General features: G+C 64.6%; 12 protein-coding genes. All 12 read left to right on the top strand.

The features are described from left to right. The first annotated feature begins 91 nt into the window (after positions 1–91). The 12 genes from AC1VNY_RS19475 to AC1VNY_RS19420 all read left to right on the top strand — a co-directional run bounded on the left by AC1VNY_RS19475 (position 92) and on the right by AC1VNY_RS19420 (position 13,130). Positions 92–1,159: an ABC transporter ATP-binding protein gene (locus AC1VNY_RS19475; RefSeq protein WP_028334988.1), complete on the top strand. Its 1,068-nt coding sequence runs from the start codon at positions 92–94 to the stop codon at positions 1,157–1,159. Between the two features lie 76 nt (positions 1,160–1,235). Beyond that, positions 1,236–2,555, top strand: coding sequence for an ABC transporter substrate-binding protein (locus AC1VNY_RS19470; protein WP_057019733.1), 1,320 nt, complete (start codon positions 1,236–1,238; stop codon positions 2,553–2,555). Between the two features lie 109 nt (positions 2,556–2,664). Then, positions 2,665–3,624 (top strand): carbohydrate ABC transporter permease, encoded by a 960-nt coding sequence (locus tag AC1VNY_RS19465; RefSeq protein ID WP_304499765.1) that lies wholly within the window; start codon positions 2,665–2,667, stop codon positions 3,622–3,624. A 65-nt stretch (positions 3,625–3,689) separates the two neighbouring features. Continuing rightward, positions 3,690–4,613: a carbohydrate ABC transporter permease gene (locus AC1VNY_RS19460; protein WP_482406423.1), complete on the top strand. Its 924-nt coding sequence runs from the start codon at positions 3,690–3,692 to the stop codon at positions 4,611–4,613. A gap of 55 nt (positions 4,614–4,668) precedes the next feature. Continuing rightward, on the top strand, positions 4,669–5,655 hold the full coding sequence (gene denD / locus AC1VNY_RS19455) for a D-erythronate dehydrogenase (protein ID WP_482406422.1): 987 nt from the start codon (positions 4,669–4,671) through the stop codon (positions 5,653–5,655). Positions 5,656–5,785: 130 nt separating this feature from the next. Then, positions 5,786–6,742, top strand: coding sequence for a sugar kinase (locus AC1VNY_RS19450; protein WP_038384102.1), 957 nt, complete (start codon positions 5,786–5,788; stop codon positions 6,740–6,742). Further along, positions 6,739–7,389, top strand: a complete 651-nt coding sequence (eda, locus tag AC1VNY_RS19445) for a bifunctional 4-hydroxy-2-oxoglutarate aldolase/2-dehydro-3-deoxy-phosphogluconate aldolase (protein ID WP_482406421.1) — start codon at positions 6,739–6,741, stop codon at positions 7,387–7,389. The genes AC1VNY_RS19450 and eda overlap by 4 nt, the downstream gene beginning before the upstream one ends. 138 nt (positions 7,390–7,527) lie before the next feature. Continuing rightward, a complete protein-coding gene (locus AC1VNY_RS19440) occupies positions 7,528–8,697 on the top strand; it encodes an acetyl-CoA acetyltransferase (RefSeq protein ID WP_304499767.1) in 1,170 nt (389 codons plus the stop codon). Between the two features lies 1 nt (position 8,698). Then, positions 8,699–10,237: a class I adenylate-forming enzyme family protein gene (locus tag AC1VNY_RS19435; protein WP_482406420.1), complete on the top strand. Its 1,539-nt coding sequence runs from the start codon at positions 8,699–8,701 to the stop codon at positions 10,235–10,237. 143 nt (positions 10,238–10,380) lie between these two features. Further along, on the top strand, positions 10,381–10,590 hold the full coding sequence (locus AC1VNY_RS19430; protein ID WP_016847187.1) for a hypothetical protein: 210 nt from the start codon (positions 10,381–10,383) through the stop codon (positions 10,588–10,590). 162 nt (positions 10,591–10,752) lie between these two features. Beyond that, positions 10,753–11,952, top strand: a complete 1,200-nt coding sequence (locus AC1VNY_RS19425) for a CaiB/BaiF CoA transferase family protein (protein WP_482406419.1) — start codon at positions 10,753–10,755, stop codon at positions 11,950–11,952. An 11-nt stretch (positions 11,953–11,963) separates the two neighbouring features. Continuing rightward, a complete protein-coding gene (locus AC1VNY_RS19420) occupies positions 11,964–13,130 on the top strand; it encodes an acyl-CoA dehydrogenase family protein (protein ID WP_016847185.1) in 1,167 nt (388 codons plus the stop codon). Positions 13,131–13,215 lie beyond the last annotated feature (85 nt).

The raw sequence follows: 13,215 nt of genomic DNA, 5'->3' as shown, positions 1-13,215 counted from the left end.
CAACAGCGCCGCGCACCCAGTGCGGCCGGAACGAAACAGAGCGGTGGCGGCACTCGTCGTACGTCGTCGGGAACTTGAGGGAGGGAAGTGGATGTCGTCGGTCCAGATTCGCGACGTGCGGAAATCGTTCGGCAATTTCGAGGTCCTGCACGGCGTGTCGATCCCGATCGAGGACGGCGAGTTCGTCGTTCTGGTCGGCCCTTCCGGCTGCGGCAAGTCGACCCTGCTGCGTATGCTGGCGGGGCTCGAGAACATCACCTCGGGAACGATCTCGATCGGCGACCGCGTCGTCAACAATGTCCAGCCCAAAGAGCGCGACATTGCGATGGTGTTCCAGAACTACGCGCTCTACCCGCATATGACGGTCGCCGACAACATGGGCTTCTCGCTCAAGCTGCGCGGCGCCAAGCCCGAGGAGATCTCGACCGGCGTCAAGCGCGCTGCGGAAATCCTCGCGCTGACGCCGCTGCTCGAGCGCTATCCTCGCCAGCTCTCCGGCGGCCAGCGCCAGCGCGTCGCGATGGGCCGCGCCATCGTGCGCGATCCCCAAGTGTTCCTGTTCGACGAGCCGCTGTCGAACCTCGACGCCAAGCTGCGTGTTGCGATGCGCACCGAGATCAAGGAGCTGCACCAGCGGCTGAAGACCACGACCGTCTACGTCACCCACGACCAGATCGAGGCCATGACCATGGCGGACAAGATCGTCGTGATGCATGACGGCATCGTCGAGCAGATGGGCTCGCCGCTGGAGCTCTACGACACGCCGGCGAACCAGTTCGTGGCCGGTTTCATCGGCTCGCCGGCGATGAATTTCCTCAAGGGCAATGTGAAGGTGAACGGCGCCGCCTATTTCGAGGGACCGAACGGCGTCAAGCTGCCGCTGAAATCGGCGCCGGCCAATTCCGACGGCCAACCCGCGGTCTACGGCGTGCGGCCCGAGCATTTCACCATCGCCGATGACGGCGCCGAGGCTGAGATCGTGGTGGTCGAGCCGACCGGCTCGGAGACCCAGGTGTTCGCCAAGCTCGGCGGCGAGCAGGTCGTCGCCGTGTTCCGCGAGCGCCATCTGTTCAACCCGGGCGACAAGGTTCGGCTCAAGCCGGATCCGTCGCTGGTCCATCTGTTCGACGATTCGACGGGGAAACGACTGAACAGCTGACGGACCGACCGATCTCAATGGCCGACCAACAGGCCAGATCAAAAACAACAAAAACACAATCATAGGGAGAAGGACGATGCACGATTTTACTCGCCGCTCGCTACTTCAGGGCGGCACGGCGCTGGCTGCAACCGGCATGCTCACCGGGCCGGCGCTGTTCGACTTCGCCAAGGCCTGGGCGCAGAGCGCGCCCTGGAAGGCGGAGCCCGGCGCCAAGCTCACCGTGATGCGCTGGAAGCGCTTCGTGCCCGCGGAAGACGATGCATTCAACGCCATGGTCGCGGCCTTCAAGTCGGCAACCGGCACTGAGATGAACGTATTCAGCGAGTCCTTCGAGGACGTGCAGCCGAAGGCCTCGGTCGCCGCCAACACCGGCTCGGGTCTCGACCTCGCCTGGGGCCTGCACACGCTGCCGCAGCTGTTCCCGACCAAGGTTCTCAAGATGAACGACGTTGCCGACTATCTCGGCAACAAGTATGGCGGCTGGACCGAAGCCGCGGCCAAGACCTGCAAGCAGGGCAATGACTGGCTCGGCATTCCCGTCGCGACCATCGGCGGCTATTTGACCTATCGCAAGTCGGCGGTCGAGAAGGCCGGCTTCAAGCAGGTGCCGTCCGATTTCCCTGCCTATCTCGAACTGTGCAAGGCGCTGAAGAAGAACAACACGCCGGCCGGCTTCGCACTCGGCCACGCCACCGGCGACGCCAATGCCTGGGTGCACAACATCCTCTGGGGCCACAACGCCTGGACCGTCGACAAGGACGACAAGGTCATCATCAACTCGCCGGAGACGATGAAGGCGCTGGAGTATGCCAAGGCGTTGTCGGAGACCTTCATTCCGGGTGTCGCGTCCTGGAACGACTCCTCCAACAACAAGGCCTTCCTGTCCGGCGAGCTGTTCCTGACCTCGAACGGCATCTCGATCTACGTCGCGGCCAAGGACGATCCGAGCAAGAAGGAGCTCGCCGAGGACATCGACCACGCATTGTGGCCGGTCGGCTCGATCGGCAAGCCGACCGAATTGCAGCTCGCGGTTCCGATCCTCGCCTTCAACTTCTGCAAATATCCGAACGCGGCGAAGGCTTTCATCGCCTTCATGCTGGAGAAGGAGAATTTCGAGAAGTGGCTGTCGGGCGCGCGGGGTTATCTCACCCACACGCTCAATGCCTACGACTCGGCTCCGGTGTGGACGGCCGACCCGAAGAATGCGGTGTTCGGCCAGGCCTCGAAGCGAGCACTGCCGGCCTCCGGCATCGGCACGCCCGGCGAGAAGGCCGCGACCGCGATCGCCGACTTCATCGTGGTCGACATGTTCGCGAACTACTGCACCGGTGCCAAGGACGGCAAGGCCGCGATGGCGGAAGCCGAACGGCAGCTGAAGCGCATCTATCGCTGATGTGATGGCCGCGGGCGGCGGAGCGCCGCCGCCCGCGGCATCATTGGAATGCCATCATTGGAATATTGCGTAGTCATGCTCAATCCGTTGAGCAATCGGGACATCGCCTATGGCTGACATCGCCCTTGCGCCGCGACGTGCGAAGACCGAAATCCGCGAAGCGACCGCGTGGGATCAGCTCCGCCACAACAAGAACTGGCTCGGCTTCTGGTTCATGTTGCCGGCGATGGCGTTCCTGATCTTCTTCCTGGCCTATCCGCTGGGGCTCGGCATCTGGCTGTCCTTCACCGACACCCGCATCGGCCGCGTCGGTCATTTCATCGGCACCGAGAACTATGAGTGGCTGTGGGACGATGCCATCTTCTGGCTGTCGGTGTTCAATACGCTGCTCTACACCTTCGTCGCGAGCGCCGTGAAGTTCGCGGTCGGGCTTTATCTGGCGCTGCTGCTCAACGAGCGCATGCCGTTCAAGGCGCTGTTGCGTGCCGCGGTGCTGATCCCCTTCATCGTGCCGACCGTGCTGTCGGCGCTGGCGTTCTGGTGGATCTTCGATTCCCAGTTCTCGATCATCTCCTGGTCGCTGAAGCATCTCGGCCTGATCACCCAGAACATCAATTTCCTCGGCGATACCACCTGGGCCCGGATCTGCGTGATCTTCGCCAATATCTGGCGCGGCGTGCCGTTCGTGGCGATCACGCTGCTGGCGGGCCTGCAGACCGTGCAGCCGTCGCTGTATGAAGCGGCGACCCTGGATGGCGCCTCGCGTTGGCAGATGTTCCGCTACATCACCTATCCCTTGCTGACGCCGATCATCGCCGTCGTGATGACGTTCTCGGTGCTGTTCACCTTCACCGACTTCCAGCTGATCTGGGCGATGACCCGCGGCGGCCCGGTCAACGCCACTCATTTGATGGCGACGCTGTCGTATCAGCGCGCGATCATCGCGGGGCAGCTGGGCGAGGGCGCCGCGATCTCGAGCGCGATGATCCCGTTCCTGCTCGCCGCGATCATGGTGTCATGGTTCGGCCTGCAACGCAGGAAGTGGCAGCAGGGAGAGAGCAATGACTGATCTCTGCCGCTTCACTGGTTTCTTTGCGCGAACGAGGCAAGCCCCGCGCGCGCTGGGAGAGAGCAATGACTGATCTTCCCGCCTCCAAGGTCGACCTCAAGAGCATCCTGTCGACGCCGTCGCGCGTCGACAACAGCGAGGGCATGAGCTACCTGCAGTCGGTGCCGCGGCGGATCGTGACGCTCTACATCCCGCTGTCGATCATCGTGATCATCCTGCTGTTCCCGTTCTATTGGATGGGGCTGACGGCGATCAAGCCGGATGAGCAGCTGCTCGACCTCGACAAGTACAATCCGTTCTGGACCTCGAATCCGACCTTCAAGCACATCCACAAGCTGCTGTTCGAGAGCTACTATCCGCACTGGCTCTGGAACACGATGTATGTGGCGGTGGGCGCCACCGTGCTGTCGATCATCGCGAGCGTGCTCGCGGCCTATGCGATCGTGCGGCTGCGCTACAAGGGCGCCAACGTCGTCGGCGGCCTGATCTTCCTGGCCTATCTGGTGCCGCCGTCGATCCTGTTCATCCCGCTCGCGACGGTCGTGTTTCAGTACGGCCTGTTCGACTCGCCCCTGGCGCTGATCCTGACCTATCCGACGATCCTGATCCCGTTCTCGACCTGGCTGTTGATGGGATATTTCAAGACCATTCCGTTCGAGCTCGAGGAATGCGCGCTGATCGACGGCGCCAGCCGCTGGCAGATCCTGATCAAGATCGTGCTGCCGCTCGCCGTCCCTGGCCTGATCTCGGCCTTCATCTTCTGCTTCACGCTGTGCTGGAACGAGTTCATCTATGCGCTGACGTTCCTGCAATCGACCCCCAACAAGACCGTGCCGGTCGCCATCGTCAACGAATTCGTTGACGGTGACATCTATCGCTGGGGGTCCCTGATGGCAGGGGCGCTATGCGGCTCGCTGCCGCTGGTTATTCTTTACGCGTTCTTCGTAGAGCATTATGTCTCGGCGATGACGGGTGCCGTGAAGGAATGAGCGCGCAAGGCCCGCAGCTGAATTCGAACAACAAGACAAGAAAAGGAGCAGGGTCGTGCACATTCTGATTCTGGGCGCCGCCGGCATGGTCGGCCGCAAGCTGACCGAGCGTCTCTTGCGCGAGGGCCGCCTCGGCAAGCAGGAGATCACCCGGATGACGCTGCAGGACGTGGTCGCTCCGGCCAAGCCCGCGAATGCCTCGATCCCGGTCAATGTGGTCGCATCCGATTTCGCCGATGCCGGCGCCGCGGCGCCCTTGATCGCCGAGCGTCCCGAGGTGATCTTCCATCTCGCCGCGATCGTCTCGGGCGAGGCCGAGGCCGAGTTCGACAAGGGCTACCGGATCAACCTCGACGGCACCCGCTATTTGATCGACGCGATCCGTGTCGTCGGCGGCGGCTACAAGCCGCGGCTGGTGTTCACGTCCTCGATCGCGGTGTTCGGAGCGCCGTTCCCCGAGAAGATCGGCGACGAATTCTTCCATACGCCGCTGACGAGCTACGGTACCCAGAAGTCGATCTGCGAGCTCCTGATCAACGATTACACCCGCAAGGGTCTGCTCGACGGGATCTCGATCCGCCTGCCGACAATCTGCGTGCGTCCGGGCAAGCCGAACAAGGCGGCGTCCGGCTTCTTCTCGAATATCATCCGCGAGCCGCTGGCGGGCGAGGAGGCGGTGCTGCCGGTCTCCGAGGACGTCCGGCACTGGCACGCCTCGCCGAAATCGGCGGTCGGCTTTCTGGTTCACGCCGGCACGATGGATCTCAATGCGATGGGGCCGCGGCGCAATCTCAGCATGCCCGGGATGTCCGTCACCGTCGGCGAGCAGATCGCGTCGCTGGAGCGCGTCGCCGGCAAGAACGTCACCGCGCGGATCAAGCGGGTGCCCGATCCGACCATCATCAGCATCGTCTCGGGCTGGCCGCGCGATTTCGCCACCGACCGCGCGCTGAAGCTCGGCTTCACCACGGCCGAGAAGACGTTCGACGACATCATCCGGATCCATATCGAGGACGAACTCGGCGGCAAGTTCGCCGCCTGAGCGGCGTCCTGGCTAAAGCATGATCCGGAGAAGTGCGAAGCGGTTTTCCGAGAAGATCATGCTCAGACAAGGGGCTAAGGCGCGATGATGATTCAACCAGGCATCATCGCGCTTTAGCGCGGCTCGTGAGATGACCAGAGTTGCCAGCATCGGCGAATGCATGATCGAGCTGCGCCAGGCCCCTGGCGGCCAGCTCGGCGGGCTGTATTCGCGCTCCTTTGGCGGCGACACGCTCAACACCGCGGTCTATCTGTCCCGGCTCGGCGTCCACGTCGATTACTTCACCGCGCTCGGCGATGATGCGCTGAGCGATGAGATGATCGCGGGCTGGGCGAGCGAAGGCATCGGCACCAAGCATGTCGCGCGATCGGCGGGCAAGCTGCCCGGCCTCTATCTGATCCAGACCGACGACAAGGGAGAGCGGCGCTTCTTCCACTGGCGTGACAGCGCCGCGGCGCGCGACCTGATGGATCTGCCCGAAACGGAAGACATCCTGAACTCGCTCGCGACCTATGACGTCGTCTATCTCTCCGCGATCACGCTCTCGATCCTGCGCGAGGATGGGCGGGAGCGATTGCTGGCGGCGCTGAAGCGTGCGCGGCTGCTGGGGACGCGGTTCGCGTTCGACACCAATTTCCGCGCCCGCGGCTGGCCGGACCTGAACGTCGCACGGAAGGTCTTCAGCAGCGCGTTTGAGACGGCCGATATCGTGCTTGCCTCGACCGAGGATCTGGCGCCGCTTTATCCCGGCGAGAGCAACACAGCGCTGCTGGCGGGCATATCGAGCCCCGAGGTGGTGCTGAAGCTCGCCGAGCCGGCCTGCATCGTGCGCTCGGCCGGCGGAACGCGCGAGGTGAAGGCGGAGCAACTCACCAAGCCGGTGGTCGATACCACCGCGGCCGGCGACAGCTTTGCCGCGGCCTATCTCGCCGCGCGGCTCGGCGGCGCCGAGCCGGAGGAGGCCGCGCGCGCCGGCCATCGGCTGGCCGGTGTCGTGGTGTGCTATCCCGGCGCGATCATTCCGCGCTACGCCATGCCGCCGAAGAAGGCGCTTCGTCTCCCATCATCCCGCAAGGCCTCGCAATGACAACGACATCGAAGCAGGACCAGATCGCCGCGCTGATCCGTCAGGCCACCGTGATCCCGGTGCTGACCATCGAGCGGCTCGAGGACGCGGTGCCGCTGGCGAAGGCGCTGGTCGCCGGCGGCGTGCGGACGCTCGAGGTGACGTTGCGGACGGCGGTCGCGGTCGACGCGGCCAGGGCCATCATCGCCGGTGTGCCGGAGGCGATCGTCGGGATCGGCACGATCCTCAGTGGTGACGACCTGGCGCGCGCCGAGGCGCTGGGCGCCAAATTCGGCATCAGTCCGGGTGCGACACCCGAGCTGTTGACGGCGGCAGCCGCCAGCCGGCTGCCCTTCGCGCCGGGGATCGCGACCGCCTCCGAGCTGATGCAGGCGCTGGCCCACGGCTTCGACGTCGTCAAATTCTTCCCGGCCGAGCAGGCGGGCGGTATCAAGGCACTGCGGGCTCTGGCCGGGCCATTTCCGCAGGTCAGGGTGTGCCCGACCGGCGGGGTCAGCGAGGCCAATGCGCCGACCTGGCTGGCCGAGCCCAATGTGCTGGCGGTCGGCGGTTCCTGGCTGTGCCCGGCGGCCGATATCCGCGCCGGAAATTGGGCGGGCATAACCGCCATGTGCGCGACGGCGATGAAAACGCTGAAAGCCGGCTAGAACTCCGTTCCGATAAAAACGGGGTTCTAGATTCTGGTTTTGACGCGTTTTCTTCACGCGAACCGGTGTCCACTTCGCTCGAAAACGCTCTCGAGATACGCTACATAACTCTCCGAACAGGAACAGGGAGATACAGCCATGACCGCCAGCATCGTGGGTTGGGCGCACACGCCATTTGGAAAGTTCGACGCGGAGACCGTCGAGGGTCTCGTGGTCAAGGTCGCCAACGAGGCGCTGGCTGACGCCGGCATCGCCGCGTCCGATGTCGACGAGATCATGCTCGGCCATTTCAACGCCGGCTTCTCGCCGCAGGATTTTACGGCCTCGCTGGTGCTGCAGGCCAATCCGGCGCTGCGCTTCAAGCCGACCACCCGCGTCGAGAATGCCTGCGCCACGGGCTCTGCCGCCGTGCATCAGGGCATCCGCGCCATCGAAGCCGGCGCCGCGAAGATCGTGCTGGTGGTCGGCGTCGAGCAGATGACGAAGACGCCGGGCCCGGAGATCGGCAAGAACCTGCTCAAGGCGTCGTATCTGCCCGAGGATGGCGACACGGTCGGCGGCTTTGCCGGCGTGTTCGGCAAGATCGCGCAGGCCTATTTCCAGAAATACGGCGATCAGTCCGATGCGCTGGCGATGATCGCGGCCAAGAACCACAAGAACGGCGTCGCCAATCCCTATGCGCAGATGCGCAAGGATTTCGGCTTCGAGTTCTGCCGCGCCGAGAGCGACAAGAACCCGTTCGTCGCCGGTCCTTTGAAGCGTACCGACTGCTCGCTGGTCTCGGACGGCGCCGCCGCGCTGGTGCTGACCGATGCCGAGACCGCCAGGACCATGGGCAAGGCGGTGAACATCCGCGCCACCGCGCATGCGCAGGACTTCCTGCCGATGTCCAAGCGCGACATCCTGCAGTTCGAAGGCTGCACCACCGCCTGGCAGCGCGCGCTGCAGAAGGCCGGCCTGCAGCTCTCCGACCTGTCCTTCGTCGAGACCCATGACTGCTTCACCGTCGCCGAGCTGATCGAATATGAAGCGATGGGCCTGACGCCGAAGGGACAGGGCGCGCGCGCGATCATGGAAGGCTGGACCCAGAAGGACGGCAAGCTGCCGGTCAATCCGTCCGGCGGCCTCAAGGCCAAGGGCCACCCGATCGGCGCGACCGGCGTCTCCATGCATGTGATGAGCGCGATGCAGCTCACGGGGCAAGCGCCCGAGGGCATGCAGCTCAAGAACCCGCAGATCGGCGGCATCTTCAACATGGGCGGCGCCGCGGTCGCCAACTACGTCTCGATCCTCGAGCCGGCGAAGTAGCTTGAACATTGCCGAATGGCTGGGGGCGACGGCACGGGCGCGTCCCGACGCGCCGGCGCTGCTGACCGGCTTCGATCTCGACGCCGACTACGCCACCTTTGCCCGCCGCGCCGCCTCCATCGGGGCGGCGCTGGCGCGCGATCACGGCATTGCCGCCGGCGACCGCATCGCGCTGTTTGCGTCGAACTGCACGCAATATCTCGAATGCCTCTACGGCATCTGGTGGATCGGCGCCGCCGCGATCCCGATCAACGCCAAGCTGCACGGCCGCGAGGCGGCGTGGATCTGCGGCAATGGCGGTGCCAAACTCGCCTTCGTCTCCGACGACACGATCGGCGCGTTGAACGAGGCGAAAGACGACTGCCCCGCCGGCATGACCACGCTGTCGGTCGACAGCGACGCTTACAAGACGATGCGAGGCGGCGAGGGGCCACCCGCACCGCTGCCGCGCGAAAACAACGATCTCGCCTGGCTGTTCTACACATCGGGCACCACCGGTCGCCCGAAGGGCGTGATGCTCAGCCACGGCAATCTGGTCGCGATGTCGCTGTGCTATCTCGCCGACGTCGATCCGGCGACGCCGCACGATGCCTCGCTCTATGCCGCGCCGATCTCGCATGGCGCCGGCCTTTACAATTTCCCGCACGTCCGGATGGGCGGCCGCCATGTCGTGCCGGAGTCCGGCGGCTTCGATCCGGACGAGGTGCTCAACCTCGGCCGCCAGCTCGACAATGTCGTGATGTTCGCGGCCCCCACCATGGTGCGCCGCCTGGTCGATGCCGCGAAGAAGCGCGGCGAGAACGGCGAGGGGCTGCGCACCATCATCTATGGCGGCGGTCCGATGTACACGGCCGACATCATCGATGCGATGGCGACGATGGGCCAGCGCTTCGTGCAGATCTACGGCCAGGGCGAGTCGCCGATGACCATCACGGCGCTGTCGCGCGGCTGGCACGCCCGCAGCGATCATCCGCGCTATCTCGAACGGCTGGCTTCGGTCGGGCTGGCGCAGAGCGTCGTCACCGTGCGGATCACCGACAAGGACGGCAAGCCGCTGCCCGCGGGCGAGACCGGCGAGATCGAGGTCAAGGGCGCGACCGTGATGCTCGGCTACTGGAACAATCCGAAGGCCAATGCCGAGACGCTGAAGGACGGCTGGCTGCGCACCGGCGATGTCGGCCGGCTCGATGCCGACGGCTTCCTCACGCTGTCGGACCGCTCCAAGGACGTGATCATCTCCGGCGGCACCAACATCTATCCGCGCGAGGTCGAGGAAGCCCTGCTGACCCATCCAGATGTCCGCGAGGTCTCGGCCATCGGCGTGCCGGATCCGGAATGGGGCGAGATCGTCGTCGCCTGCGTCGTGCTGGCGGACGGTGCCGCCGCCGACGACGGCAAGCTCGATGCGCATTGCCTCGCCTCGATCGCCCGCTTCAAGCGGCCGAAGCGCTATGTCTATCTCGATGCACTGCCGAAGAACAATTATGGCAAGGTGCTGAAGACCGCGCTGCGGGAGATGCTGGCCAAAGGCATGGGCTAAAGCGCGGCGAGGCTGGGTTGAATCGAAAACATCGAAAACAACCCCATACACAGTAGGGATTGGGGTCACTAGAGCGGTTAAGGGATAGGCCGGGACCTCCCGCCGCGCTAAGCTGCCTGTGCTTGTCACCGGGAGAACGGACCATGGGAATCGAGACGTCTCTGTCGCTGTCGGAAGTGAACGATCGCATCGCGATCCTCCGGGACAATATCAGGCAGCTGATCGAGCAGGCCGCGGGCGCAGCCGGCGCCGAAGTCGAGGAGCGCATCGCCGAGCGGCTCGAGCAACAGAATGCGGAACTGGAAAGGCTCCTGAAGGCGCGCGAGGTGATGACGGGGCAGTCGCCGGCATAAGGGCGGCGGTGAATACGCTTCGTTTTGCCCATCCGCGTTCCGCCGTACGGAAGCGTTCCGGCCGCCGCCATGCATACGCCCATACGCCCGGCGCAGCTTGATCTCTTTGAAAAGCTCCCGTTACTAGCTCCATAACCACGACATCCGGGAGCGAACAGGACGATGGGACCACTGCAGGGTATCAAGGTCGTCGACATGACGACCGTGCTGATGGGACCCTACGCCACGCAGATGCTTGGCGATTACGGCGCCGACGTCATCAAGGTGGAATCGCCCGATGGCGACGTGACGCGTCAGATTGGTCCGACGCGGCATCCCGGCATGGGACCGGTGTTCCTCAACACCAACCGCAGCAAGCGCTCGGTTTGCCTCGACCTGAAGAAGCCGGCGGGGCGCGAGGCGGTGCTGCGGCTGATCGCGAAGGCCGACGTGCTGGTCTACAATGTGCGCCCGCAGGCGATGGCGCGGCTGCAACTCGGCTATGACGTCGTTTCCAGGGTCAACCCGCGGCTGATCTATGCCGGCGTGTTCGGCTTCGGCCAGGAGGGACCTTATGCCGCCAAGCCCGCCTATGACGACCTGATCCAGGGCGCGACCGCGCTGCCGGCGCTGATGGCGCAAACCTCGGACGGCGTGCCGCGCTATGTACCGAACGCGCTGGTCGACCGCATCGTCGGCCTCACCGCGGTCGGCGCGATCTGCGCGAGCCTCGTGCATCGCGACCGCACCGGGCAGGGCCAGCGCGTCGACATTCCGATGTTCGAGACCATGGCCGGCTTCGTCATGGGCGATCACATGGGCGGCCTGACCTACGATCCGCCGCTCGACAAGGGCGGCTATGCGCGGCATCTGTCGCCGGACCGGCGACCGTACAAGACGCTCGACGGCTATATCTGCGTGATCGTCTACAACGACAAGCAGTGGGAGAATTTCTTCAAGGCGACCGGCCGCGACGATCTGCGCAGCGATCCGAAATTCGCGACCTTCGCCGGCCGCGCCAACAATATCGATGTCGTCTACGCCGAGCTCGCGCGTATTCTCCAGACCAAGACGACGGCCGAGTGGAACGAAATCCTCGAAAAGGCCGACGTGCCCGTGATGCCGATGCACGATCTCGAGAGCCTGCTCGAGGACCCGCATATGGTTGCGACCGGCGTCTTCCCCGTGGTCGATCACCCGACCGAGGGCCGGATCCGCAGCATGACGCCGTCGGCGCGCTGGTCGGAGACCAGGGTTGAGCCGAGCCGGCTGGCGCCGCGGCTCGGCGAGCACAGTGCGGAGATTTTGCAGGAGGCAGGTTTCTCCACCGAGGAGATCGCTGCGATGGTGCGCGACGGCGCGGCCAAAGCGGTGCAGGCATAGGAGCACGACAGATGGATTTCGCACTCTCCGCCAACCAGGAATCGATCCGCGATGCCGTCGCCAAGATCTGCTCGCGCTTTGACGAGGCCTACTGGCTGAAGAAGGACAAGGAGGGCGGCTATCCGGCCGACTTCCACCGCGCGCTGGCCGATGCCGGCTGGCTCGGCATCTGCATTCCCGAGGAGTATGGCGGCTCCGGGCTCGGCATCACCGATGCCGCGATCATGATGCGCACGATCTCCGAATCCGGCGCCGGCATGTCCGGCGCGTCCGCGGTGCATATGAACGTGTTCGGGCTCAATCCGGTGGTGGTGTTCGGCACCAGGGAACAGTGCCAGCGCATGCTGCCGCCGATCATCGACGGCCGCGACAAGTCCTGCTTCGCGGTGACCGAGCCCAATACCGGCCTCAACACCACGCAGCTCAAGACCCGCGCGGTGCGCCAGGGCGACAAATACATCGTCAACGGCCAGAAGGTGTGGATCTCGACCGCGCAGGTCGCCAACAAGATCCTGCTGCTTGCGCGCACCACGCCGCTGGAGGAGGTGCGCAGCCCGACCCATGGCCTCAGCCTGTTCTACACCGATTTCGACCGCAAGCGCGTCACCGTGCACGAGATCGAAAAGATGGGCCGCAAGCCGGTCGATTCCAACGAGCTGTTCTTCGAGAATTTCGAGATCCCGGTCGAAGACCGCATCGGCGAAGAGGGCCGCGGCTTCGAATACATTCTGCACGGCATGAATCCCGAACGCATCCTGATCGCGGCCGAAGCGGTCGGCCTCGGCCAGATCGCGCTGAAGCGGGCGTCGGAATATGCCAAGGGCCGCATCGTGTTCAACCGGCCGATCGGCATGAACCAGGCGATCCAGCATCCGCTGGCGAAGTGCTGGATGGAGCTCGAGGCTGCCTGGCTGATGGTGCTGCGCGCCGGCTGGCAGTATGACCAGAACCTGCCCTGCGGTCCCGCGGCGAATTCCGCAAAATATCTCGCGGCGGAAGCCGGCTTCCATGCCTGCGAGCAGGCGGTGATGACCCATGGCGGCTTCGGCTACGCCAAGGAGTATCACGTCGAGCGCTATTTGCGGGAATCGTTGATCCCGCGCATAGCGCCGATCAGCCCGCAGCTGATCCTCAGCTTCATCGGCGAGAAGGTGCTCGGCCTTCCGAAGTCGTATTGATGTTGGCGCGCGCGCAGACACACGTCGAGTTGTTTTCCCTCCCCCTGAAAGGGGGAGGGCAGGGTGCTGTCTCTCATACACATCT

This window comes from Bradyrhizobium ferriligni (genome assembly GCF_056837965.1).
Note: the sequence above shows the minus strand (reverse complement) of the source record. Positions and strands in the feature narration are given on the sequence as shown.

Bases quoted from the DNA above. Each gene is read 5' to 3' on its own strand.
- AC1VNY_RS19465 (WP_304499765.1), top strand. From the start codon at position 2,665: ATGGCTGACATCGCCCTTGCGCCGCGACGTGCGAAGACCGAAATCCGC.
- AC1VNY_RS19420 (WP_016847185.1), top strand. From the start codon at position 11,964: ATGGATTTCGCACTCTCCGCCAACCAGGAATCGATCCGCGATGCCGTC.
- AC1VNY_RS19440 (WP_304499767.1), top strand. From the start codon at position 7,528: ATGACCGCCAGCATCGTGGGTTGGGCGCACACGCCATTTGGAAAGTTC.
- AC1VNY_RS19425 (WP_482406419.1), top strand. From the start codon at position 10,753: ATGGGACCACTGCAGGGTATCAAGGTCGTCGACATGACGACCGTGCTG.
- AC1VNY_RS19470 (WP_057019733.1), top strand. From the start codon at position 1,236: ATGCACGATTTTACTCGCCGCTCGCTACTTCAGGGCGGCACGGCGCTG.
- AC1VNY_RS19450 (WP_038384102.1), top strand. From the start codon at position 5,786: ATGACCAGAGTTGCCAGCATCGGCGAATGCATGATCGAGCTGCGCCAG.
- eda (WP_482406421.1), top strand. From the start codon at position 6,739: ATGACAACGACATCGAAGCAGGACCAGATCGCCGCGCTGATCCGTCAG.
- AC1VNY_RS19475 (WP_028334988.1), top strand. From the start codon at position 92: ATGTCGTCGGTCCAGATTCGCGACGTGCGGAAATCGTTCGGCAATTTC.
- AC1VNY_RS19430 (WP_016847187.1), top strand. From the start codon at position 10,381: ATGGGAATCGAGACGTCTCTGTCGCTGTCGGAAGTGAACGATCGCATC.
- AC1VNY_RS19460 (WP_482406423.1), top strand. From the start codon at position 3,690: ATGACTGATCTTCCCGCCTCCAAGGTCGACCTCAAGAGCATCCTGTCG.